Origin of the sequence: Chryseobacterium flavum (genome assembly GCF_003385595.1) — a bacterium.
Taxonomy (GTDB): domain Bacteria; phylum Bacteroidota; class Bacteroidia; order Flavobacteriales; family Weeksellaceae; genus Chryseobacterium; species Chryseobacterium flavum.
The window spans coordinates 154,989-178,881 of record NZ_QNUE01000003.1; the positions used below are offsets into that span (position 1 = coordinate 154,989).

Annotated in this window: 21 protein-coding genes and 1 riboswitch; of the genes, 5 read left to right on the forward strand and 16 right to left on the reverse strand. The window is 38.1% G+C overall.

Features of this window, described 5'->3' with window-relative positions; all coding sequences use genetic code 11:
- Window positions 1-35: 35 nt before the first annotated feature.
- Together DRF59_RS04605 and DRF59_RS04610 are read right to left on the reverse strand one after the other, a co-directional pair.
- Window positions 36-347, reverse strand: coding sequence for a DUF1049 domain-containing protein (locus DRF59_RS04605; protein WP_115957262.1), 312 nt, complete (start codon window positions 345-347; stop codon window positions 36-38).
- A gap of 90 nt (window positions 348-437) precedes the next feature.
- A complete protein-coding gene (locus DRF59_RS04610; protein ID WP_115957264.1) occupies window positions 438-1,244 on the reverse strand; it encodes a M48 family metallopeptidase in 807 nt (268 codons plus the stop codon).
- Window positions 1,245-1,349: 105 nt separating this feature from the next.
- Here DRF59_RS04610 and DRF59_RS04615 point away from each other — a divergent pair, with 105 nt between their 5' ends.
- Window positions 1,350-1,892, forward strand: coding sequence for a DUF4251 domain-containing protein (locus DRF59_RS04615; RefSeq protein WP_115957266.1), 543 nt, complete (start codon window positions 1,350-1,352; stop codon window positions 1,890-1,892).
- Here DRF59_RS04615 and meaB read toward each other — a convergent pair.
- Window positions 1,889-2,881, reverse strand: coding sequence for a methylmalonyl Co-A mutase-associated GTPase MeaB (meaB, locus tag DRF59_RS04620; protein WP_115957268.1), 993 nt, complete (start codon window positions 2,879-2,881; stop codon window positions 1,889-1,891). The two genes, DRF59_RS04615 and meaB, sit on opposite strands and share 4 nt — an antisense overlap.
- A gap of 196 nt (window positions 2,882-3,077) precedes the next feature.
- On the opposite strand from meaB, the gene DRF59_RS04625 reads away from it, so the two are divergent.
- Together DRF59_RS04625 and DRF59_RS04630 are read left to right on the forward strand one after the other, a co-directional pair.
- Window positions 3,078-3,371 carry a c-type cytochrome gene (locus tag DRF59_RS04625; RefSeq protein WP_115957270.1) on the forward strand — a complete coding sequence of 98 codons (294 nt, stop codon included), beginning with the start codon at window positions 3,078-3,080 and terminating at the stop codon, window positions 3,369-3,371.
- A 21-nt stretch (window positions 3,372-3,392) separates the two neighbouring features.
- Window positions 3,393-3,680: a c-type cytochrome gene (locus DRF59_RS04630; protein ID WP_115957272.1), complete on the forward strand. Its 288-nt coding sequence runs from the start codon at window positions 3,393-3,395 to the stop codon at window positions 3,678-3,680.
- 45 nt (window positions 3,681-3,725) lie between these two features.
- Here the strand turns inward: DRF59_RS04630 and DRF59_RS04635 are convergent, their stop codons facing one another.
- From DRF59_RS04635 to DRF59_RS04695, 13 genes are all read right to left on the reverse strand, one after another.
- The gene (locus tag DRF59_RS04635) at window positions 3,726-4,232 is read right to left on the reverse strand and encodes a tetratricopeptide repeat protein (RefSeq protein WP_115957274.1); all 507 of its coding nucleotides are present in this window, start codon (window positions 4,230-4,232) and stop codon (window positions 3,726-3,728) included.
- A complete protein-coding gene (gene prfH, locus DRF59_RS04640) occupies window positions 4,219-4,923 on the reverse strand; it encodes a peptide chain release factor H (protein WP_115957276.1) in 705 nt (234 codons plus the stop codon). Before prfH ends, DRF59_RS04635 begins: the two co-directional genes overlap by 14 nt.
- A 1-nt stretch (window position 4,924) precedes the next feature.
- Window positions 4,925-5,470, reverse strand: a complete 546-nt coding sequence (locus tag DRF59_RS04645; RefSeq protein WP_115957278.1) for a nucleotidyltransferase family protein — start codon at window positions 5,468-5,470, stop codon at window positions 4,925-4,927.
- Window positions 5,471-5,547: 77 nt separating this feature from the next.
- The gene (locus DRF59_RS04650) at window positions 5,548-6,939 is read right to left on the reverse strand and encodes an RtcB family protein (protein WP_115957280.1); all 1,392 of its coding nucleotides are present in this window, start codon (window positions 6,937-6,939) and stop codon (window positions 5,548-5,550) included.
- A gap of 26 nt (window positions 6,940-6,965) precedes the next feature.
- The gene (locus tag DRF59_RS04655) at window positions 6,966-7,703 is read right to left on the reverse strand and encodes a hypothetical protein (protein ID WP_115957282.1); all 738 of its coding nucleotides are present in this window, start codon (window positions 7,701-7,703) and stop codon (window positions 6,966-6,968) included.
- Window positions 7,704-8,161: 458 nt separating this feature from the next.
- Window positions 8,162-8,665 (reverse strand): hypothetical protein, encoded by a 504-nt coding sequence (locus DRF59_RS04660; RefSeq protein WP_123873650.1) that lies wholly within the window; start codon window positions 8,663-8,665, stop codon window positions 8,162-8,164.
- A 57-nt stretch (window positions 8,666-8,722) separates the two neighbouring features.
- On the reverse strand, window positions 8,723-10,840 hold the full coding sequence (scpA, locus tag DRF59_RS04665; protein ID WP_115957286.1) for a methylmalonyl-CoA mutase: 2,118 nt from the start codon (window positions 10,838-10,840) through the stop codon (window positions 8,723-8,725).
- A gap of 152 nt (window positions 10,841-10,992) precedes the next feature.
- On the reverse strand, window positions 10,993-13,095 hold the full coding sequence (locus tag DRF59_RS04670; RefSeq protein WP_115957288.1) for a prolyl oligopeptidase family serine peptidase: 2,103 nt from the start codon (window positions 13,093-13,095) through the stop codon (window positions 10,993-10,995).
- A 93-nt stretch (window positions 13,096-13,188) separates the two neighbouring features.
- Entirely contained in the window at window positions 13,189-13,866 is a 678-nt protein-coding gene (locus DRF59_RS04675) for a hypothetical protein (protein WP_123873651.1), read from the reverse strand.
- 76 nt (window positions 13,867-13,942) lie between these two features.
- On the reverse strand, window positions 13,943-15,028 hold the full coding sequence (gene prfA, locus DRF59_RS04680) for a peptide chain release factor 1 (RefSeq protein ID WP_115957291.1): 1,086 nt from the start codon (window positions 15,026-15,028) through the stop codon (window positions 13,943-13,945).
- A 150-nt stretch (window positions 15,029-15,178) separates the two neighbouring features.
- On the reverse strand, window positions 15,179-16,477 hold the full coding sequence (locus DRF59_RS04685; protein WP_115957293.1) for an APC family permease: 1,299 nt from the start codon (window positions 16,475-16,477) through the stop codon (window positions 15,179-15,181).
- 7 nt (window positions 16,478-16,484) lie between these two features.
- Window positions 16,485-18,908 (reverse strand): TonB-dependent receptor plug domain-containing protein, encoded by a 2,424-nt coding sequence (locus DRF59_RS04690; protein ID WP_115957295.1) that lies wholly within the window; start codon window positions 18,906-18,908, stop codon window positions 16,485-16,487.
- Window positions 18,909-19,000: 92 nt separating this feature from the next.
- Window positions 19,001-19,105: riboswitch (SAM riboswitch) on the reverse strand.
- A gap of 89 nt (window positions 19,106-19,194) precedes the next feature.
- Window positions 19,195-22,029, reverse strand: coding sequence for an alpha-amylase family glycosyl hydrolase (locus DRF59_RS04695; RefSeq protein WP_115957297.1), 2,835 nt, complete (start codon window positions 22,027-22,029; stop codon window positions 19,195-19,197).
- Between the two features lie 202 nt (window positions 22,030-22,231).
- Between DRF59_RS04695 and DRF59_RS04700 the strand changes: the two genes are divergently transcribed.
- Both DRF59_RS04700 and DRF59_RS04705 read left to right on the forward strand, forming a co-directional pair.
- Window positions 22,232-23,239, forward strand: a complete 1,008-nt coding sequence (locus tag DRF59_RS04700; RefSeq protein WP_115957299.1) for an alpha/beta fold hydrolase — start codon at window positions 22,232-22,234, stop codon at window positions 23,237-23,239.
- A 53-nt stretch (window positions 23,240-23,292) separates the two neighbouring features.
- A complete protein-coding gene (locus DRF59_RS04705; protein WP_115957301.1) occupies window positions 23,293-23,724 on the forward strand; it encodes an organic hydroperoxide resistance protein in 432 nt (143 codons plus the stop codon).
- Window positions 23,725-23,893 lie beyond the last annotated feature (169 nt).

Genomic DNA, 23,893 nt, shown 5'->3' on the forward strand with positions numbered 1-23,893 from the left:
ACTATCGAAAATAACAACTATAAAATCCTCAAATTCTAGATTTGAGGATTTTTATTTTGGCTTTCAAGTTCAGCCTGTCTTTTTGCAATATCAGCCGCCTGTTTCTCAAGCTCTTCTTTTTCTTTTTGAAGCTGCTTGAATTCTTTTTTCTTTTGTTCTGCTTTAATGGCACTTCCTTTACTTACATATCCAACCATCCCTCCGATGATCAGCCCAATTCCAACACCAGCCATAATACCCATAATATGTGAAATTTTGATCTGCTCTACAGCAAAATCAGTGGTCAGATAAAAAAGCAATGCAGAAACTGCCAGAAGGATAAGCCCGGTAATTGATAAACTCTTCATAATATTGTGTTTAAGTGGTTAATTAAAAAAGCCTTACCAAATTTACTAAAAATTTAATAAGGCTTCATTCAAGATTAAAATTCTATATGATTATATTTTTCCTCCTGCAGCCTTATAGTATTCCAGGGCTTTTGGAAGATCTTTATTAATATCTGAGATTCGGGTTTCCGGATTAGGGTGGGTAGACAGGAACTCCGGTTGTCTGTTTCCTGTAGACGCTGCCTCCATCCTGTTCCAGAAAGGAATAGCGGCTCTAGGATCATATCCGGCCATAGACATCAGATAAAGCCCCATTTCGTCAGCTTCAGATTCCTGATTTCTTCCATATTTCAACAGCGCTACCTGTGATCCGATAGGATACACTTTCTGAAAAACGTTAGCCCATTGTGAATTTGAGATGGTCCCTCCAAGGATTGCTCCGCCATATTGGGCAACCATAGCCTGAGAAATTCTTTCATTTCCATGTCCGGCCAGTGCGTGAGACACTTCATGCCCCATTACTACAGCTAGTCCGTTATCATCTTTGGTAACTGGTAATATCCCTGTGTAAACAGCAACTTTTCCTCCTGGCATACACCAGGCATTCAGCTCACTACTTTGAAGAAGATTAAATTCCCAGCTGTAATTCGCAAGATCTGCTGATCTTCCAATACTCTGATAATATCTTTCTGCTGCATTTTTAATCCTGCTCCCTACACTTGCCACTCTTTTTGCATCTGCCGTACCAGTAATTACTTTACCTTTAGACAATGTCGTTTTATATTCCTGTGCAGACATTGTTAAAATTTCCGAATTGTTAGCCAGCTGTAAAGATGATCTTCCGGTAATCGGGTTCGTAGTACAGGCAGCAACCGACAGAGCTATAGCTCCTATTCCTAATAGATGTGTAACTTTCATAGTTTGAGTGTTAATAATTCAACCTTAACAATTTTTATTCCAAAACAAATGGAAAGAATATATTTGCATACATTTTGCTGTTTAAATTTAATAATTATTCCAATTATGAAAAAGTATATTTCTCTCCTGTTTATTTTTGGACTTCTGTTATTCTTCCAGAGCTGTTCTTCACAGGGTGCACTAGATCCGAAAATAGTAGATTCATTAGTAGATTCACAGGAATTTACATTTTATGCTCAAAGGGCAAACCCTACCAATTATGATGTTATTAACATTATGAACTCATTGCCCAATTCCACTGCTACAAGAATGCTGGATCTGAATGGGAATTATACCATTGAGCTAAGTAAAGATAATATGATTGTAACGCTCCCCTATTTTGGAAGAATGTTTAGTCCTGCCTATGGAAACAGTGATCAAAACAGCTACAGGTTTACATCGAAAGACTTTATTGTAAATAAATCTCAAAACAAGAAAGGAAACTGGACCTTAAAGATCAAGCCTAATGATGTAAGTAATGTTAATGAAATCAATATTGAGATCTTTAAAAACGGTAAGGCATTTGTTTCAATAGGAAGTAATGACAGACAACCTATCACTTATGATGGATACATTTCAAAAACAGAGGTGAAAAAGGAAAAGCTTTAAATGTTATTTCCTTTCGTTAAAAACTTTTCGACAAATAATTTTGCTTCAGTACTTGGATTGGAAATCATCTCTGAAGCATTTTTTTTGTGTGTAGCATAGGCCTCTTCCACGCTGTTGTTTTTTTTCATCAACGCCAGAATGTATTCCTGAACCCAATATTCAAAACGCTTTTCAGCCTGATGTGTCCGCACCTCATTAAAACGGCCGCTTTTTTTCTTCAGGTCAATAAATTCGGCAACGGAATCATATATTGCTTCCAGTCCCTCATTATGAAGTGCTGAACCTAGTAAAACAGGTATTTTCCAGCCTTTTTCTTTAGGCGGAATAAAATCTAAAGCACGTTTTAGTTCTAATCTTGTATTTTTAGCCTTCTGAAGATTATCCTGATCTACTTTATTGATGAAAATAAGGTCAACCATTTCCATAATTCCCCGCTTTATTCCCTGGAGCTCATCTCCACCGCCAATGATTTTGAGGAACAGGAAAACATCGGTGATATCTGCCACCAATACTTCAGACTGTCCTACCCCTACTGTTTCAATCAGGATATAGTCATAACCTGCTGCTTCGCAAATCATCATGGTTTCGAATGTAGTATTGGCAACTCCTCCCAGAAATCCTGAACTTGGAGAGGGGCGAATAAAGGCATTCTCTTCTTTAGCCAGTTCTTCCATTCTTGTTTTATCTCCTAAAATACTTCCTTTATTAATGGAGGAACTGGGATCGATAGCCAGAACAGCTACTTTTTTACCGTGGGCAATAGCCAGCCTGCCAAAGTTTTCAATGAAAGTAGATTTTCCAGCCCCCGGAACTCCTGTTACTCCCACCCTGACAGATTTGCCCGTTAGAGGCATTATCCTTTTGAGAAGTTCTTCTGCTTGTATGCGGTGCTCAGCTTTTTTACTTTCGACCAGTGTAATAGCTTTTGCAATCAGGCGTTTGTTTCCTGACTGTATTCCTTCTATTAACTCTTCTGTAGAAAATTTCATTGATTCAAAATTAATAATTAAAATGGGAATGATCAATAGCCGGCTCATAATGATGGCACAAAAGGCACAGATTGTCATGATTTGATATTGACAATTCCCCATTAATTAATTTTTATTTCTTCTAAATTAAAAATTCAATCCCCCGTATCATCAGCTAAAGGAATTTATTACATTTGTTACAGATCAAAAAAGAAACATGAGAAAACTCATCGCTACGGCTTCGTTAACTGCTATTCTGCTGGTTTCCTGTACGCCAAAAGCTGCTACATCTACTGCTACGGCAGGAACTTCAACGTCTACTGCTGAGCAGATGGCTCAGGGGAAAACTATTTTTGAAAATTCCTGTGGAAGATGCCATAAATTACCGGATCCTGCTTCACACAACCCTGTACAATGGGTAGGGATCATGAATTCTATGGCCCCAAAAGCAAAACTGACAGATGAACAGCACCAATGGGTTTATGATTATATTGTTTCTGTGAAGAAGTAATCATCAAACAAAAAATAGGATATGAAAAAATTCATCTTGTCCGGTATTGCAGTATCAGCATTTCTGGTATCTTGCGGACCAAAAAGTGTAGCTGTTACAGGACCAAAGTATACCTCATCTGAGCAATTAGCCCAGGGAAAAACCATTTTTGAAAATTCCTGTGCAAAATGTCATAAGCTGCCTGAACCTACCAAACATGATGATCAGGGTTGGATCAACACTTTAAGCAGAATGGCTCCAAAGGCTAAACTGACTGATGACCAGCATCAAATAGTGTATGATTATCTGATCTCTGTAAATAAAAAATAAGCTTTCTAATGAAAGCTTATTTTTCTGCAATAATACAATTCAGTATTATTCAACTTTTTTTACTGTTCTCCTTTTAGGCATTTTATTTTTGATTAGTTTTTCTTTCTCCTCCAGCATGTCAAGCATAGTTCTGCTATAACTAAACCTTCTGGCTTCTTTTAAATTTTCCAAAGCATATTTATATTCCTCTTTTCTTTCAGATAAAAGAGTTTTACAATAAAGAATCTCTGCTTTATCTATCCCTTTGATCTGTAGTGCAAATTCAATGAGCTTATCTGCTTCTTCATAATCTTCATTATACAACAGGCATTCAATATAGTATTTAGGAGTATTGACATTGGTTACATCATTTTGCATAGCTTCTTCAAAATATTTTTTTGCCGTTTCATAATCCTTTAAAACTTCGGAATACACACGTCCCATCAGGCACAAACTATCTGCGTCTTCAGGATCATAGGACAACGCATAATTCAAAGAATCCAGACAGTCTGAAAGATAGTGCGGAAAATTATCTAATGCTTCAAAATAATATTTATTCTTAATTAAGGTCATTTTTGTAGTTTTTTAGTTCATTTTTCAAGACATGCCTTTGTTTTCTGAACGACTTGTCTATATCATTTTTCTTAAAATCTGTACCGGAAAACGTCCGGACCGGGTTTCCCCTTTCTATCTGCATCTGGAGAAACCATGTGTCTTTAATCTTTCTTTCCAATTGCCGGATATAAACTGTCATAACCTTTTCTTTAAGCCTTATAACAGATCGCTTTTTATTTTCCAGCTGTGAACGGGAATCCTGTACAAAAACAGATTCTTTAGTAGGAAGATGCGTAGCACGTACAGCAGTATTCACTTTGTTGACGTTTTGCCCTCCGCTTCCCTGACTTCTCGTCGTTTGAAACCTGATATCCTTTTCGTGGAAATCAATCATTTGTACATCTTCAAGCTCAAAGATCCCGATAAACCAATTGTTTCTTTTATGTAGCTTTCTGAATGTGCTTTTTCCTATCCAGCAAACGCTTCCCAGCCAGTTTTTTAAAAACGTGGTCATATCCATCTCTTTTCCTTTCAAAAGAACAGTTACAGATTTTAAGGTCAGGTTTTCATCACCGTTTTCACGATGAATGATTTCATACGCTATTGTATTTTGTTTTGCCTCTTCAAGAAAGGTCTTCAGAACTTTAGCTACTACCCACTGGCATTCTAAAGGTCCCCTTCCTGAGGTGATCTGTATTAATTTTTCCATTTTATATTGGCTTTTTGCTTAACAAGGGATGTCCTACCGGATCTATTCCCTTTTGTAATAATTCTTTCGCAGCCATCACTGCCCAGCATTTATCACTGGAGTGAATATTTTTGTAAAAAGAAAGTAAAATATCGGGTCTTACAACAGTATAACCATTGGCTACGATGGTTTCAAGTTCATTTCTTTCAAAGAAGTCTATGGTTATCCTATGAAACTTTTCATTTTCCAGTTCTACCGTTTTTTCATACCTGCGAAAATTTTCATCACTCGGAAGGTGATCATACCGGGTCCATACTTTCTGAAACCCTTCCTGCTGAAGAATAATAACAACATCTGCTACATTTTCCTTCTTCACAAAAACATCAATATCCTTATGATCGTGAGCATGCTTATATTCTGTATGTTTTGTTTCTGACATGAAGTGCCAGGCCCAGCCACCTGATATAATGACTTTATCTTTTAATTTATCTAAAATTTCGAGTCCTAACCGGATTCTGAATTCCGGCCAGACTTCACCGTATCTTTTTATGTTATGTGGTGCTCCCATTTTTTTGTTTTTAAATATTTTCCTTATTAAACCTTACAGGCTTTTAAAACCTGTAAGGTTGTAAAATATCAGGATGTTTACTTGTCCATTCTCACAATTCTCGGTTGAAATGTTCCCAGAATATCTACCAGTTCACGCTGTGCATTCATCACTTCATTAATATCCTTGTAAGCCATAGGTGCTTCTTCTGCATTTCCACCCATCAATGTGACATTTTTCAGCTTCAACTCTTTTTTGATATCATGCTGAGTAAAAAGACTTCTGCATTCTCCTCTTGAATGGGCTCTTCCTGCACCATGCGATGCTGAATTCAGCGATTCCGGGTTGCCTTTCCCACGGACAATAAATCCTTTTGCCGTCATAGATCCCGGGATCATCCCCAATTCGTTTTCACTGGCAGGAGTTGCTCCTTTTCTGTGCACAATCACTTCTTTCCCGTTATGAATTTCTTTCCAGGCAAAGTTGTGATGGTTCTCAATTCTGGCTTTTACTCTTCCACCGACAGCTTTTACCAACCTTCTGTGGATATCATCATGGCAGGCTGAAGCATAATCTCCGGCAAGATTCATGGCTGTCCAGTATTCCAGCCCAAGGTGAGTACTAAGATCCAGCCAGGCGAAGTTTTGTGCCTCTTTAGGTAACGGGCACTGTTCTGCCGCCATTCTTGAGTAATACTGTGCAATCTCAGCTCCGAGCCCTCTTGAACCGCTATGAGAGAGAATTCCCAGATATTTCCCTTTTGGCAGGCCAATCTGCCTGTCTTCCCCGGTGATTTCTACTTCTCCGAATTCCACGAAGTGATTTCCTCCACCGGAAGATCCCATCTGTTTGATTGCTTTTCCCTTTAATCTTCTTAAGATCGGGATCATGTCGAATGTATCTCTGTCAAAAATTTCATGATCTATGTGCGATTTATGAGTTTCATACATTCCAAATTTTGTATGTTCGGCAAGAGCTTTTTCATATTTATCTCTTGCTCCTTCAAGATATGAAACCGGGGTATCCAAAATACTGAGGCTCATTCTGCAACCAATATCCATACCTACTCCATAAGGAATTACTGCATTTTCCACCGCAAGAACTCCTCCTATCGGAAGCCCGTAACCGCTGTGAGCGTCCGGCATTAATGCTCCCTGAGTAGAAATCGGTAGCTTTAAGGCGGTATATAATTGATTTTTTGCCTCTTCTGAAATATTATTTCCAAAAATCTGAAATGAAGCACGCTGTGCATTCAACATCCTTTTCTCTGTTTTTTTGGATGAAAGCAGGGTTTCTGCAATTTGTCCGAAGGTCAGATCTTTTTCAAAATTCTCCGGATTCAGCAGAATCTCCTTTAAAAGGGATTTTACATGATGAATATTCTTCGTTGCAAAATTTCTTTTCATGACTTCCAATGCTACGTTCACACTCTGATTATTTGGATAGCCCAGTTTTAATATATCTTTTCCTTTTAGTTTTAAATTTCCCATTGTTTTTGTTTTAAATAGCAGCAGGACTATAAGTCCTCTAAACTTTCTGCAATTTCTGTTGCAGAGAGCATGCAGGTAACATATTTCCTGCTTTTGATAAGTTCCATATCGTCTCTTTTCCTTTTCCACGGGTATGATTTACCATAAATTGTCTTATGGATAATCCCTACAATTTTATACTGCCTTAAATAAGCTCCCAGTTCTGCACATTCTTTTTCTAATTCAAAATTTACAGGTTTATAATGGGTAATCATATTAGGCCTTGTACGAAGGGTAAATCTCCAGGATTCAGTGAATTCGTAGTAAGGAACATAAGCCTTCCGGATAGAACAATACTCCTCTTTTTTCAAAAAATATTGTCTCTCCCTTGGTGTAAGTCCGAATTTAGGATCACTCCATGAATATGAGGAGACATGCTTGAGTTTCTGTGTTCTTTCTACATAGATTCTTCTTCCGGATTTTCTTTTCTTTTTCAGAAACTGACGATTTTCCGAATACATGTATGTATTGATCTTATTTAAAATTCCTTCAAAGAAATCTCCGTCTTTAGACCTCTTCACATCTTCCCTTACCACAAAGTATCTTACAAATCCCCTTTGATAGGGCTTCTGTAAAGGCACCCAAGGGGTATTCCTTCTGATATCCCAAAGTTCATCATTACGTCGATATTTTTTTCTTATCTGCTTTTCTACATCTTTTCTAATTGTTCTTTTTCTGCTTCTCAGGCCTCTCAGGCGGAAAGACAGAAGGTTATCTTTTTCCATTGTCACAGCAGTCTGATGTGATATTAAAAACTTGTCTTTGTTTTTACCTCACATAACTTTCAGTCAACTAAAACACTAGTTGAACGGATTAATAATAGACAGTAACAGCTTTGAGGAATATACCTCAGCCTATTTTGTCTTTAACAACATTAAAAAGATTTCGGGGAAACTTGAAGTTTGAAATATTGCGCAATAAAAAACCCGAAATCTCTACGACTTCGGGTTTTGATATTTCATTGTACTGTTATTCTAAGAATGTACCAAACCACGAAGCCTTACCATCATAAGTGGCAATCCAACTGTAGAATTCTGATTTGTTCTGAACATTGCTTCGTTGTTTTTAACTGGTTAAACTTGATTTTCAGATGCAAATATATAACTTTTTCTCATAATCAAAATATTCTGACATTAAAAAACCGGATAAAATATATTTTATCCGGTTTTTTATTATTGTAATATTAATCTTTTGAACCTAAACTATCCATCTCATCATCCATCCCTTTAACTTCGTTGGAGTGATAGACTCTCTCTGAACCAAGGAAGTAAATATTATGCCTTGCCTTGGCGATAATTCCATTATATTCATGTTCTGTCATACCCTCAGGGATGCTTTTATCTTCTTTTTCTGAACGTTTACGATAGATTTCAAGTGCCCCATTTTTATTTAAAATATCTTTGGCAGCTTTTGCCTGTTCGAGATCATCCGTATAGACAATAATGTTGCTTTTCCCTATACTGTGTTTGCGGTAGGCATCCAGCATTTCTGCGTCATGGGCAAAGATATATTCAAAAAAACCTTTTGTCTGTTCATCTTCCTGATCATGATCAGTAGACATTCCGCTTTCTACTCTGGACTTTGAGATAATGATATTTGCCTCATCAAAGCCTTTTTCTTTTAATTCTTTTTTAATTTCCTCTGTATCTACAGTCACCGGAAATACTGAAACTACTGTATAAGCCATAATGAAATTTTTCATTAATCTATACAAAAGCCGTGCAAGTCAATCCTTTAGAGATAATTATTTTAGAAATTTTTCCAGAATTTCAACGGCACATTTCGGAAGGTTGGTTCCGGGTCCGAAAATAAAGTCTGCACCATTGGCATACAGGAATTCATAATCCTGCTGGGGAATAACACCTCCTACCACTATGGTAACATCATCTGCCCCCAGTTTTTTCAGCTCTTCCACTACCTGAGGAACCAATGTTTTGTGCCCCGCAGCCAATGAAGAGACTCCCAGGATATGAATATCATTTTCTACGGCCTGCCTGGCCACTTCCTCCGGGGTTTGGAACAATGGAGCAACATCCACATCGAATCCCATGTCTGCAAATGCGGTTGCAACTACTTTTGCACCCCGGTCATGTCCGTCCTGTCCCATTTTGGCAACCATTAATCTTGGGCGACGCCCTTCTTCCTCCTCAAATTTCTGAGTCAGGTTAAGGGCTTTTTCAAAATATTCATTTTTACCTGCATTCATAGCGTATACACCAGAAATGGTTTTGATATTTGCTTTATATCTTCCGAAAGTTTCTTCCATAGCATCACTCATTTCGCCAAGAGTAACTCTTCTTCTTGCTGCTTCGATACACAATGCCAGGAGATTCCCTTTCCCTGTTTTTGCACTTTCACGGATCTCATTTAATATTTCTTCTACGGCCTCACTGTTCCTTTCAGCCCTGATGGTATTTAACCTTTCGATCTGCTTTCTGCGAACTTCGGTATTATCAATATCGAGGATTTCTATTTCATCCTGTTTTAGTGAGGTCTTGAACGAATTAACTCCAATAATGAACTCTTCTCCACTATCAATTTTTGCTTGCTTTTTAGCAGCTGCTTCTTCAATTCTCATTTTGGGGATTCCGGCTTCAATAGCTTTCGTCATTCCTCCTTCCTGCTCTACCTCGTCAATATACCTCATCGCTTCCTGGATCATCTGCTGAGTCAGACTCTCTACAAGATTACTTCCTCCCATAGGATCTACTACATCACATATTCCACTTTCCTGCTGCAGGATAATTTGTGTGTTCCTGGCAATTTTAGCTGAATAATCCGTAGGAAGGGCGATCGCTTCATCCAGGGCATTGGTGTGCAGGGACTGGGTTCCTCCCAGTGCTGAAGACAATGCTTCAATAGCTGTTCTTGTAATATTATTGAAAGGCTCCTGTTCCGTTAATGACCATCCTGAAGTCTGGGAATGAGTTCTTAGTGCTAAAGATTTTGGATTTTGCGGGTTAAACTGTTTTAAAAGATTAGCCCAGATATATCTTGCTGCACGCATTTTAGCAATTTCCATAAAATGATTCATTCCGATGGCCCAAAAAAATGATAATCTTGGGGCAAAATCATCTACATTCATCCCTGCTTTGATACCGGTTCTTACATACTCAAGACCATCTGCAAGCGTATAAGCCATTTCCAGCACAGGCGTTGCACCTGCTTCCTGCATATGATATCCGGAAATCGATATAGAATTGAATTTTGGAATATTTTGAGAGGTATATTCAAAGATATCAGCTATGATTTTCATCGAAGGTGCCGGTGGATAAATATAGGTATTTCTCACCATAAACTCCTTCAGAATATCATTCTGGATTGTTCCCGAAAGCAGCTCCTGCTTTACACCCTGCTCCTCTGCAGCTACAATATAGAAAGACAAAACAGGGAGTACAGCACCGTTCATGGTCATCGAAACGGAAATCTGATCCAGCGGAATTTCGTTGAAAAGAATTTTCATGTCTTCTACCGAATCAATGGCAACTCCGGCTTTTCCTACATCTCCAACCACTCTGGCATGATCAGAATCATATCCTCTGTGAGTGGCAAGATCAAAAGCTACTGATAGTCCTTTCTGTCCGGCTGCAAGGTTCCTTCTGTAAAAAGCATTAGATTCTTCTGCTGTAGAAAAACCTGCATATTGACGGATTGTCCAGGGTTTCTGCACATACATTGTAGAATACGGTCCTCTCAGATAAGGTTCAATTCCTGGAGAAGTCTGTGTTAATGATTCATCTTTTACATCTTTTTTTCCATAAGATGATTTAAGTTCCAGCCCGTCTTTTTCAAAATTGTAAATTTCTCTATCCTGAGGCAATACATTAAAATCCGGTTTTTTCACAGAAATTGTCTTTCGCATTCCAATAGTTTTTGTCTGCGTAAAGTTAATTTTTTTGAATGAAACACGAAACTTATGATAATATTCAGTTTTTATGTTATCTGAACACGCAAAAGGCCGGGCATTTACCCGGCCTGTATAATTGTAAATTCTTATTAATTATGAAGTAATTGCTACTTTTTTATTCCCATCTCAAATAAAGCAAAGGATATCAGATCTGCGTTTTCACTGATTACCTGCTCTGTGGATCTTCCAGCTCCATGTCCTGCATTTTTTTCTATCCTCAGTAAAATAGGGTTTTTACATCCCTGCTTTTCCTGCAGCTCTGCTCCGAACTTAAACGAATGTGCCGGAACTACTCTGTCATCATGATCACTTGTAATGATCATTGTTGAAGGATAGCAGGTTCCTGCTTTTACATTATGCACAGGAGAGTAAGATTTAAGGTATTCAAACATTTCCTTACTGTCTTCTGCAGTTCCATAATCGTATGCCCATCCTGCTCCTGCCGTAAACTTATTATATCTTAACATATCCAGAACACCTACTCCCGGAAAAGCCACTCTGGCAAGATCCGGACGCATTGTCATTGTTGCTCCCACCAATAATCCTCCGTTTGATCTTCCCGATAAGGCCATGTACTCTTTTGAAGTATATCCTTTATTCTGCAAATATTCGCCGGCAGCAATGAAATCATCAAAAACATTTTTTTTCTGCTGTTTGGTACCTGCATTATGCCATTTTTTGCCATACTCACCTCCGCCACGAATGTTTGGAACAGCATAAATTCCTCCGTTTTCCATCCAGATTGCATTTACCACGGAAAAAGATGGCTGCAGACTGATATTGAACCCTCCATAAGAATATAAAATAGTAGGATTTTTTCCATTAAGCTTAGTTCCTTTTTTGTAATTAATCATCATAGGAACCTTAGTTCCATCTTTCGAAGTATAAAATACCTGTTCAGAAACATAATCATCAGGATTAAATTTTACTTTCGGCTTTTGATACACTTCAGATTTACCAGTGTCTGCATTGAATTTATATGTTGTTCCCGGAGTAATATAATTACTGAATGAGTAGTAGACCTCCTTTTCTTTTTCCTTTCCATCAAATCCTGAAATATTTCCTTTTCCCGGCAGCTCAATCTCTCTGATCAGTTTTCCTGTCTTATCAAATTGTTTTACCTGATCAATAGCATCAATCATATAGGTAGCAAAAAAATATCCTCCTCCGGAAGAGATGCTCAGTACATTTTCTGTCTGTGGAATTACATCCTTCCAGGTTTCGGGAGCAGGGTTTTTAATCGAAGTTTTTACCAGACGCATATTGGGTGCATCTTTATCAGTGAAGATAAACAGATCATCCCCTTCCGTATCAACGATACTGGCATTAATATCAAACCCTTTTACAATTTGTATAAAGTCTCCTCCGTTTTTCAAATCTTTTATATAGAGCTCATTACCATTGGTAGCGTTGGCGGCGGAAATAATCAAATATCTCTGATCTTCCGAAACATTCGCTCCAAGATATCTTCTCGGTGTTTCATCTCCTCCGAAGATCAGCTTATCCTCAGATTGTTTTGTTCCCAATTTATGAAAATATACTTTATGCTTATCAGTCATTCCGGAAAGGACGGTTCCTTCTTTTGGCTTATCATAACTTGAATAATAAAATCCTTCATCTCCCTGCCATGAAATTCCGCTGAACTTTACATCCAGCAATGTTTCATCAAGCTGCTTTTTAGTCACTGCATCAATGATAATGATCTTATTCCAGTCACTTCCTCCTTCAGAAATAGAATAAGCTGCCAGATTTCCTTTTTTGTTGAATGACAGATTAGAGAGAGATGTAGTTCCTTTTTCTGAAAATTTATTTGGGTCTAAGAACACCTCTGTAACTTTGGTGGTATTATTTGTTCTGTATAAAACAGATTGCGCCTGCAGGCCATCATTTTTAGAATAATATGTATAATTTCCTTCTTTAAAAGGAGCAGAAATCTTCTCATAATTCCAGATATCTCTCAGCTGATCTTTGATTTTATTCCTGAATGGAATTTTTGACAAATAGTTCTGGCTGTAAGCCACTTCTTCATCCACCCACTTTTTAGTGGCGTCAGAATCGTGTTCCAGATCTCTGAAAGGATCAGCTACAGCATTACCAAAATAAGTATCTGTCTGGTTTCCTTTTAATGCTTTTGGATAAATCATTTTTTGAGAATAAATAGATGCTGAAAAGAGCACTCCAGCAGTTAATAATATAGGCTTAAAATTCATACTGATCGGTTTTCTCAAAAATACATAAAGTCTGCGAAATAAAAAAAGTCCCTTTAAATCGGGACTTTCTATTCTTTAGAAGCACGGCTTTAACTATTCATTTGTTCCGAAACTTTCAAAGTAGAAATCGGTAAGATTGGAAACAATCTCATCCGGGCTTCCGCTCCAATAGTATACTTTACCCCCTTCTTTCAATTCGTATAGATTAAAATTCTGATCCGTAATCACTGTTTTATCAGCATTTTTAAAATCCAAAGCTGCCTGGATTAAATATTTTTTAAGATCTTCAGCCTTTACTTTCTTCGTATCACCTTCAGGTCCGGAAGTCAGCTTGGATGGTACCTGAAAACTTACAGTATAGCTTATTTCTGCAATTTTTTCCCCTTCAAGATATTCATTAGGAACAAATTTTACATTTTTAACGGTCAATTTTCCGTTCTTAAAATTTCCAAACATTGCAATGAAATAGTCCTCCGCTTCTTTTTTGCATGCTGAAGCAGTAGTTTTAGGAAAAGCAGAAAGAAAATTTTCAACACTGCCATTTATCATTTCCTGTGAAGTTTCTTTGAAATCCACCTGATATGCATTCTGTCCTTCCACAGTAGGTTTTAAATAATCATTTAATTTATTCAGTGCTGTTTCATCGTTATTCACGAAGGTTCCGAAGAATAGTTCAAAGGCTTCTTTAGGTTTCTTAACTTCAGCCTGAGCACTGAGCAACTGTCCTATCATAGTAAGAAGCAACACGAAAATAATTTTGTAGTTTTTCACAGTTTATATTGTATTTAGTATTTTAAAAAACACAGCCCCTGAAAAATCAGAGGCTGTATTTTATTTATTTTGATTTTTAATAATTTTCTTCTTCCCCCTTCATCTTTTCTGCATTTTCTGCCATGATTACAGCATCAATCATTTCAGAAATATCTCCATTCATGTAAGCATCCAGATTATACATGGACTTATTGATTCTGTGATCTGTAACTCTACCTTGCGGATAGTTGTATGTTTTAATTTTTGCTGAACGGTCTCCTGTAGATACCATTGTTTTTCTTTGTGCAGCAATATCTCCCTGAACTTCCTGTAATTTGATATCATATAATTTAGCACGAAGCATCTCCATTGCCAGCTCACGGTTCGCCAGCTGAGAACGTGCCTGCTGACAAACTACGACAAGGCCTGAAGGTTTGTGTGTTAACTGAACTTTTGTTTCTACCTTGTTAACATTCTGTCCTCCTGCTCCCCCTGAACGTGATGTCTGCATCTCGATATCAGCCGGGTTGATCTCTACATCCACTTCTTCCGCCTCAGGTAAAACAGCAACGGTAATTGCAGAAGTATGAACTCTACCCTGAGATTCCGTTTCCGGTACACGTTGTACACGATGAACTCCTGATTCAAATTTCATAATACCATAAACACCCTCTCCTTCTACCTTCATGATCAGTTCCTTATAACCTTTTGCCGCTTCATTGGAATCCGTTACTTCGTGTCTCCAGCCTTTTGCTTTGAAATACATCGTATACATTCTGTAGATATCCTCCACAAAAATTGCAGCTTCATCACCTCCTGTTCCGGCACGTAACTCCACAATAACGTTCTTATCATCTGCAGGATCTTTAGGAATTAACAATACCTTAAGTTCTTCTTCCAGGCCAGGAATTCTTGACTGAGCCTCAAGCTTCTCTTCTTTCGCAAGATCTACGAGATCCCTGTCTGAGCCATCAGCAATGATCTCCTCAGATTCTTCAATCGTATCCAGCGCTCCCTTATACTGATCGTAAACTCTAACAATTTTTCCCAAATCACTATATTCTTTGTTCAAAGAAGAATATCTTTTTTGATCTGAAATAACATCAGGCTGTATAATAAGGTCGGCAACCTCATTATATCTTTGTTTTATAGCTTCTAATTTTGGAATTAATGATTTAGACATTGTAGAAATTTTGTGGGTGCAAAGATAAGAATTATTAATTCAAAATTAAAATTCCGAATCAGCATAAATTTTTGAGCTTTAGGGATAAAGAGAGCAAAAGGACGGATTGCAAATTTGTTTACCTGGCTTTATCTAAGGCAGAAGCTGGCTTTAGTATCTTTTAGAAAGCCTCCTGTCAATCAGATACAGAAAGATTCCTACTGCGATAATTCCCAGTCCTATAAGACTTTCTTTAGGATTATGAATAAATGTAAAATAGAGAATATACATACTGAACAGCAGAAAAACGGCCGGGAAAATGTGGAAGGCATTCGATTTAAAGATTTTTCTGTCTTTTTTCTTCAGGAAGAATACAGTAGAAATAGCCAGACTTGCAAAAAGCTGTAAAATAAAAGCAGTGTAAACAAAGATCTCTTTGAAACTTCCCGTTAAAATAATAATAGCGGCAATTCCTGCATGAGTAAAAACAGCCCTTACCGGAATTCCTTTTGCATTACCTGTTGATAACGGTTTCCAGATGTAAGTATGCTTCGCAAAAGCCTGGGTTAATCTTGACCCTACCCATAAATATCCGCTAATTGTTGCAATCAGCTGCAAAGCAATAAAAATATTAACGATTTTCCCAAAAGCAGAGCCGAGCATATTGACAGCCGCTTCTCCCATAACGTCTTCTTTTCCTGCCAACTGACTCAGAGGAGCATGTTTCAGCATAATATAATTCACCAGAATATAGCTTACCGTCACGAAAACAGTTCCTATAATGAGTGATTTCGGAAGATTTTTCTGAACATCTTTAATTTCTCCTGCAATATAGGAAGCAGAGTTCCAGCCTGTATAGGAATAAGTTACAAATACCAAGGAGGTAGCAAAAGCCGGAAGCATGATCTCATTCTGCCAGCTGTCACTAAAATTCAAACTGCTGCCAATCTGTGGTGAATCTGAAAGCCAGACTCCCAGAATAATCAGTACAACAATAAAAGATATCTTAATGAAAGTGAAAAAGTTATGAAACCTACTGGATATTTTTAAACTGAATGATAAAGTAGCGGCAATCAGAAAAATGGCTGCAATCGCAAAGCCGTTTCCAAAAGAATAGTTGAATACTGAAAGATATTTCGACATAGCTAATGCAGCTAAAGCTACAGGAGAGGAAAATCCGATAATCAGCGAAATCCAGCTTATAAGATACCCGAATAACGGATGATAAGTTTCTTTAAGATAGATAAAGTCGCCTCCGTTCCCTTTAAAATGAGATCCCAGTTCTGCATAGCAAAAAGCCCCAAACAGAGCCAGGATGCCTCCAATGATCCACAGCAGGAAAATACTGTAGGTGTTGGTAATATTGGATAGCTGAAATCCCAGAGTGGTAAAAATCCCTGTTCCGATCATATTGGAAACAACAATAGCAGCAGCTGTTTTCCAGCCAATCTGATGTGAGGTAGTACTCATTTAATGATTAAAAGTTAAAATTAAGCCTTCCGAAGAAATAATTCCCCAGTGTTCCCATCTGCACCGGCGCATACTTGAATACTCCATAGTACGAATTCCTGTAAATCTGGCGATCCGGGAAAACATCAAAGACATTATTGGCACCTACCGTAAAGTTGATACTTTTTGTAACATCATACCCAACACTAATGTCAGTAACTACTTTTGGAGAAAACTCCTGCACTTCTCCAAACGGATAACCATCTCTTATTACCTTGCCAAAATAGGTATTTCTTACGAGAAAATTAAACTTCCCGATTCCATAATTCAATCCTAATGAAGCTTTTGTTTTGGGAGACAGCGTTTCAATGATATTGATCTGATCCGGGCCAAAAAACTGTTCCTGGGGTGTTCCTAAATTCTCCGGAAAATGAAAGTCCGTGATTTTTGTTTCCGTATAATTACCTGCAAGATTCATATTTAATTTTCCATTACCAAGAATCCAGTCATAGGTAACTACTACATCTACCCCTTTTGTTTCTGTATCAATAGCATTAGCGAAAAATCTTCCGCTTTCAACCTTAAACTCATCTAGTCTTGGGTCGGTAATATTGCTGGTAATCACAATTCTGTCCTTCACTTTGATCCAGTATCCATCTATAGTGATGATCAGATTGTTTAAAGGTTTCAGGGTAAATCCGGCACTTGCATTGACTGAAGTTTCCTGCTTGAGTTTATCAAACCCAAGAATTTCTGCAGCTTTGCTATCATTACTAAAGATTCCTTTGGTAACAATCTTCTCGCCGGAAGTAGAAATATCTGCATAAGAGTTATTAAAATACTGCTGTTGAAGGGAAGGTGCCCTGAATCCTGTTCCCACAGCTGCTCTTACTGCATAATTTTTTACAAATTCATATCGTATAGCAAGCTTTCCATTCAAAGTATTCCCGAAATCTGAATAATTTTCAAATCTTGCAGCAGCATCAATGTTTAATTTTTTATCCAGATCATAGGAAACATCTGCATATACGGCTGTGGAATGTCTGTCCTTCTTCAGTGCATTATCCGGAGAAAATCCGATAAAGGATTGGGAACCGCCTGCACCAAGCACTGTTGAACCTTCGGCAGCGATATTTCCATTGATGTCATACTGAGCATAAGAAGCCACATCGCCAGCTTTGATCTGATACTGTTCAAATCTGAATTCTCCCCCAAAGGCAATATTGAAACGGTTTATATTTCTGGAAACATCAAGATTAATTGTGTTTTGAAGGAAGCTGTGTGCTCCGGCGTAAAAACGGGTAGGTGATTTTGCTCCCAATGAAGCATTATTTGTATTGTTTACATTGTAATTGAAAGTATTGTTTCCAAATGTATTGCTTAGGTCAAATAACCAGTTATTAACATTGTATTTCGCTCCGACAGCATAGGAAACGTCATAAATCTGAGATCCTAAGACCGCCTGGAATCCATTGGGGTATATTGATGAAACAACATTGAATGTTTCACTGGGAAGCCTTCTGAAGCCATATCCTTTTCCTTCTTTTATACTAAACCCACCAAAAGAATAGAGTTTGAACCGATCATTAAAAGGATATTCAGAATTAAAAAATAACTGTGCCTGCCTGATCTGTGCATCTCCGATCTGAAAGTTAAAATCGTCACGGGTCAGTCCTCTCTTTTTAATTTCTTCATCATCCGCGGCTCTGGCAGCCTCTGGATCATCGGCAAATTCATAGGCAAAATTATCTCCGAAAATATCCAGATCATGATTTTGTGTTCTTGTTGTTTTCCCCCTGTGGCTTAACTGCAGTGAAAGATTGATATAGCCGTCTTGCTTTCCTAATAAAGTTCCGTAGTTCGCTCCTGCCTGATACGTATCGCCATCATTTCTGCCGCTTAAGCCGTAAGTAAGGCTTGCTGATGCCCCGGCATTCTTTTTAAGAATAATATTAATGACACCTGCAATGGCATCAGATCCGTACTGTGCGGCTGCCCCGTCTCTCAGAACTTCAATTCTGTCAATGGCAATCACCGGGATAGTACTCAGATCTGTTCCCACAGAACCATTTCCAACGGTATTCTGATAATTTACTAAAGATGTTGTATGCCTCCTTTTCCCGTTCAGCAATACCAGAACCTGATCCGGTCCCATTCCTCTTAAGGTAACAGGGTCAATATGCTCTGTCCCATCTGAAGCAGACTGTCTTACTGCGTTAAATGACGGAATCACATAGTTCAGCAGATCCTGGGCGGTCATTTGCGGAGCGCTCCTTTGAATTTTGTCGATATTAATAACATCTACAGGAACCGGTGTTTCCAGCTTTGTCCTTTTCACATTACGGTTTCCGACAATAACAATATCTTCAATTTGTTTTCCTTTTTCTTCCTGTTCCTGGGCAGCAATTCCAATTGTCCCAAGCAATACTACTGCTATGCTTAATTTTTTCATCTTTTTGTTCCTGAAAATTATTAATATCCCGGAGGATCAATCTCCGGATACACAAGACTTCAAGAAATGGAATTCATATAGAATATTGACTTCACTTATCTTCCCCTCGGGTTGGAATTAGCACCTTTACACTTCTGGAATCGTGCAGGTTGCTAAGGTTTCTTTGGGCCAAATCCCTCCACCTTTCTTGATAAATCTACTGCAAAAGTAGACTATTTTTTTTAATATGCAAAAAAAAGCAAATCTACTAATCTGTAGATTTGCTTCTGATTTTTGATGACTTATGCTAATTCACAATCAGCTTCCGGATAGCAATTCCTGTATCAGATTTCAGATGAACCAGATAGACCCCGGCCGGATAATGAACTTTCATTTCATGAATCCCGGTTTCATTACTTAATTTAATAGTATCAAGTATTTTACCTGCCATATCAGAAATAATTATTTCTCCATTTTTAGCTTTACTGTAAACAAACTTTACAATTCCGTTTTTTACCGGATTGTCTGCAATCTGAAGAGATAGCTTATTTCCTGCATATATATCTTCTGTTGATAATGTTCCTGTATAATTCCCAAAAATCCTGAACTCCCCCGGTTGTAATGTAATAGGAGCTGTCGTAGAAACAATATTCTGGACTGTATTGTCCATCAGATTCTGCCATTCACCCGTATAAGGAAAATAAGGAACAACATTTCGGGCCGAAGTTCCGTAGTTTGCTAAAACCACCACATTCTTCATTCCACTGATGGTATTGTCATAAATATAGATTCTGGTGATCAATCCGTCAGGATCATTGGTCAGGTTATTCGATTCTATACTGTATGTTTTGGATTTAAATACCTGATGAGTATTCCTGATATCAATAATCTTTGCCCAGGTGTCGTAAACACCTTTTCTATTGATATCTGTATCATATCCTAAAGCAAATGCAACCGGTTTTTCATCTGTCCGGCATCCGGTATTAACAGTTCCGTTTGCACACCTGTTGATGCTGAAATCATAACCTAATTCTCCAAACTGCCAGATCATTTTAGGGCCCGAAATCGTGAAAAAGGTAGCTCCGAAAGTTTTCATCCGGTTAAGGGCTGTGTTCAGATCTTTAACATTATAACTTCCATTCATAGCACCATATTCCAGATTCTTATACATCAGCCTTTCTTCATCATGGCTTTCCCCATATCCTACCGCACTCATATTCGTAAAACCATGCAAACTATGGTTCATCCTGTCATAACTGCTATTCTCCTTATATCCCATAGTATTCTGATTATAAGGATCAGTCTGCTTATTCCACAGAAGAACTCCTTTTCCCTCCGCCAATCTGTAATTCGCCCACTGCTGTTCTTCCTGATCTGTTCCCAGGTGTTCAAAAATCATATATGAACCGGGATCTATTGCCCATTGCCTGTCAGCATAATGTTTCATAATATCTACTCTATCCTGCTGATAAGCATTGGTACAGGTTTCATCATTTTCAGAGCAGTTCTGGGTAAACCCCTTCGTCAGATCCCAGCGAAACCCATCGATACGATATTCAGTCAGCCATTGCTGAAGACATCTTTCAACGTAATATTGAGTTGACAGGCTCGTATGGTTAAAATCATTAAAAACATTATATGAATGTTTTGGAACCTGATTGAAATATGGATTATTAGGGGCAACATCTCCATAGCCGTCTCCATCAGGATCCGTGTTCCATAGTCTTACCAGTGGAGAACGCCCGGTGGCATGGTTCAGAGCAATATCTAAAATGACCGCAATCCCGTTCTGATGGCAGAGATCAATAAATTCTTTGAATTTTTCCGGAGTACCATACGCTTTATCTAAAGCATAGTGAAAAGAGGTATTATATCCCCACGACAGGTTCCCGTCAAATTCCATGACAGGTAGCAATTCAATAGCATTGATCTTCAGATTCTTTAAATAATATATTTTGTTAATCAGTGACTGCCAGTTCTTTTCCTGGGTAAAATCTCTTAACAGTAATTCATACACAATAAGATCATCTTTTGCTGGTCTCTGGAAATTAGTCACCTGCCAGTTATAAGGAACCTGTCCGGTTTTAAATGTCGAAACTTCAAAGTCCTGTCCTGCCGGAAATGTTGGCAAATTAGGATAAGTAGATGCTGATATCCATGGATCATCATAGGAAGACAGTATTTGCGGAGAATACGGATCAGCTACTTTTTTCAAATCGTTTGTTCTGTATTGGAAAGTATAAAGCTGCTGTGGCGTAAGTCCGCTAAGCTCAATCCAGTACAAATCAGGAATTGCAGTATCTTTTTTCATTAAATAGGCGTCATTCACAGCCCAGTTGTTAAAGCTTCCAATTACATGGACAAAGTTTTTATGAGGAGCATAAAGTGCCAGTCCTACTTTTGTCTGATCTGTAGGGTGGTAATTGATCCCCTGCCTGATCCAGCCCGGAATAGATTCAGATACTACATTTCTCGGTATCTGCAGGATGAAAGCTACCTTTTTTGAGTTCGTCCCCTGTGTTGCAATAAGTTCCATATTGGCATCTTCTGAAACGGTATAAGAATATGAATATGCTGATGATGGTGTGGAAGTAGAATGTACTACAATTCCGTTCGCTTTCAGCTGAAAGGTAGCATCAACATTGGTAGTGGCTGTAATATTAATTGAGTTTCCTGCCGGCACAGAAGTTAGGCTATTTGCCGCAGGAGTGGTTAAATTGATATTTAAAATTCCAACATTTACAAAAATGTCCGGTGAAGTCTGATGTGTTCCCGTTTTATCTTTCAATAAAAATCCAAATCTTCCGATCCCTGTTCTGCCAAAGAAAACAGTAGGCGTAAATGTCAGAGAGTAGGAATCTGTGGCAGTATTGTAAATCAGCTTATTTAAAGCATCAGAGTCATTCCAGCTGCCATTCGTAGGACAATCCTGGCTATTCTGATAGTTGGTATCGAAAGACCATGCCCAGATATAAACAGAATGATCAGTGATTCCCCAGGCTGATTCATCGATCTGATTACCGGGTATTGTCAGGGTAATCTGATCCGTTTCATTAAACGGATCCGGAGTAATGGTATAGTTGATTTGCCCGAAAATAAAGACAACAATAAACAACAATATACCGGAATAAAATTTCTTCATAAAAGTCCTTTTTTAGATAATAATACTACTAAAGTAATTTATTTTTTGAGAATTATTAACTTTTCAAGGGATAAAAATGTATGTTATTTTAAGACCTCATCTTGTCTGTTTCAGGATTGAATTTGTCCGCCTGCCTGGTAATATGATGGCATGAAATGAACAGGCTCTCTACATTTGGGATACAATTTTAAACACCATTATTATGTATCTGAACCCAAAAACCCAGGATCTGTCTCGGATCAGAAAATATGTAATCAGTATAATTCTGATTTTAGTTTTTAATTTCGTACTGCACGCCCAGCAGATTAAAAGCTCCTTAGGGACCCTAAAGCAAATTGATGCAGGATTGCTGAATATCGGTTATACCGAAGCAGGCCCCACTTCCGGCCCACCGGTAATTTTACTCCATGGATGGCCTTATGACATCCACAGTTATGAAAATGTAGTTCCACTGCTCACAAAGAAAGGATACAGAGTAATTACCCCTTATCTGAGAGGTTTTGGAACCACCCGTTTCCTTTCTGATAAAACCATGAGAAACGGCCAGCAATCAGCAGTTGCCCTTGACATTATTGCCCTTATGGATGCCCTGAAGATAGACAAAGCCATTATCGGAGGGTTTGATTGGGGTGCAAGAACTGCAGATGTAATAGCAGCACTTTGGCCAGAGCGCGTGAAGGGACTGGTATCCGTAAGTGGTTATCTGATCACCAACCTTGAAGCCAATAAGAACCCTTTATCTCCTTCAGCAGAATTAGGATGGTGGTATCAGTATTATTTTTCAACCGAACGTGGTAAAAAGGGGTACAATGACAATCTATATGAGTTCAATAAACTTATATGGAAAACAGCTTCTCCGTTATGGAATTTTGATCAGTCAACTTATGACCGGACTGCAATGGCTTTCAATAATCCTGACCAGGTTGCCATTGTCATCCACAATTACCGCTGGAGACTCTCTCTTGAGAAAGGAGAAGCACAATATGATGAGTTGGAAAAAAAGCTTTCAGCAAGACCTGCCATTAGCGTTCCAACAATTACCATCAGCAGTGATTTTGACGGTGCTGCAATTGACGGAAAAGCCTATGCAGATAAATTTACAGGAAAGTATTCACATGAAATTTTAAGGGGGATTGGGCATAATGTACCTCAGGAAGATCCAAAATCATTTGCAGACGCAATTATTAAGGTTGACGGATACAAAAAATAATTCAACCCATTTCATACCTATCATTTAATCAATAATAATTTAATATTTTAACAATGAAAAACAATCAAACCTTACAACCTGAAAAAATTTTATATACGGGAAAAACCTATACAACAGGCGGCCGTGAAGGGATATCAAAAAGTTCTGACGGCCATCTTCAGATAAAACTTTCAACCCCGGGAGGCACAGAGCCGGGAACAAATCCGGAACAGCTTTTTGCGGCCGGATGGTCCGCCTGTTTTATCGGAGCCCTGGGAATTGCTGCCAGAAAAAGAAAAATAAGGCTTTCTTCTGAAACAGCTGTCAATGCAGAGGTAGATCTTTGTATAAATAATGATGCTTATTTTTTACAGGCCCGTCTAGCTGTAAGCCTTCCAGGAATTGAAGATGAAATTGCAAGAACACTTGTTGAAGAAGCCCATCAAACCTGTCCTTATTCTAAAGCAACGAGAGGGAATATCCATGTAGAAATCGACATTATCTGATCTTTTCAACATTCCATTTATTATTTAAAGGACCCGGCACTGAATAAAATTCAATGCCGGGTCTATTCAATTTAATAAGCTTATACTTGCCTTAATTATTCAGAAAGAGCATTACTGAAATTCAATATAGAGATTAAATTATCAAGCTTAAAAATAATAAATAGAAAAA

Bases quoted from the DNA above. Each gene is read 5' to 3' on its own strand.
- DRF59_RS04615 (WP_115957266.1), top strand. From the start codon at position 1,350: ATGAAAAAGTATATTTCTCTCCTGTTTATTTTTGGACTTCTGTTATTC.
- DRF59_RS04700 (WP_115957299.1), top strand. From the start codon at position 22,232: ATGTATCTGAACCCAAAAACCCAGGATCTGTCTCGGATCAGAAAATAT.
- DRF59_RS04625 (WP_115957270.1), top strand. From the start codon at position 3,078: ATGAGAAAACTCATCGCTACGGCTTCGTTAACTGCTATTCTGCTGGTT.
- DRF59_RS04695 (WP_115957297.1), bottom strand. From the start codon at position 22,029: ATGAAGAAATTTTATTCCGGTATATTGTTGTTTATTGTTGTCTTTATT.
- DRF59_RS04690 (WP_115957295.1), bottom strand. From the start codon at position 18,908: ATGAAAAAATTAAGCATAGCAGTAGTATTGCTTGGGACAATTGGAATT.
- DRF59_RS04630 (WP_115957272.1), top strand. From the start codon at position 3,393: ATGAAAAAATTCATCTTGTCCGGTATTGCAGTATCAGCATTTCTGGTA.
- DRF59_RS04660 (WP_123873650.1), bottom strand. From the start codon at position 8,665: ATGGCTTATACAGTAGTTTCAGTATTTCCGGTGACTGTAGATACAGAG.
- DRF59_RS04670 (WP_115957288.1), bottom strand. From the start codon at position 13,095: ATGAATTTTAAGCCTATATTATTAACTGCTGGAGTGCTCTTTTCAGCA.
- DRF59_RS04650 (WP_115957280.1), bottom strand. From the start codon at position 6,939: ATGGGAAATTTAAAACTAAAAGGAAAAGATATATTAAAACTGGGCTAT.
- DRF59_RS04645 (WP_115957278.1), bottom strand. From the start codon at position 5,470: ATGGGAGCACCACATAACATAAAAAGATACGGTGAAGTCTGGCCGGAA.
- prfA (WP_115957291.1), bottom strand. From the start codon at position 15,028: ATGTCTAAATCATTAATTCCAAAATTAGAAGCTATAAAACAAAGATAT.
- DRF59_RS04610 (WP_115957264.1), bottom strand. From the start codon at position 1,244: ATGAAAGTTACACATCTATTAGGAATAGGAGCTATAGCTCTGTCGGTT.
- meaB (WP_115957268.1), bottom strand. From the start codon at position 2,881: ATGAAATTTTCTACAGAAGAGTTAATAGAAGGAATACAGTCAGGAAAC.
- DRF59_RS04685 (WP_115957293.1), bottom strand. From the start codon at position 16,477: ATGAGTACTACCTCACATCAGATTGGCTGGAAAACAGCTGCTGCTATT.
- prfH (WP_115957276.1), bottom strand. From the start codon at position 4,923: ATGGAAAAATTAATACAGATCACCTCAGGAAGGGGACCTTTAGAATGC.
- DRF59_RS04705 (WP_115957301.1), top strand. From the start codon at position 23,293: ATGAAAAACAATCAAACCTTACAACCTGAAAAAATTTTATATACGGGA.
- DRF59_RS04635 (WP_115957274.1), bottom strand. From the start codon at position 4,232: ATGACCTTAATTAAGAATAAATATTATTTTGAAGCATTAGATAATTTT.
- scpA (WP_115957286.1), bottom strand. From the start codon at position 10,840: ATGCGAAAGACAATTTCTGTGAAAAAACCGGATTTTAATGTATTGCCT.
- DRF59_RS04655 (WP_115957282.1), bottom strand. From the start codon at position 7,703: ATGGAAAAAGATAACCTTCTGTCTTTCCGCCTGAGAGGCCTGAGAAGC.
- DRF59_RS04605 (WP_115957262.1), bottom strand. From the start codon at position 347: ATGAAGAGTTTATCAATTACCGGGCTTATCCTTCTGGCAGTTTCTGCA.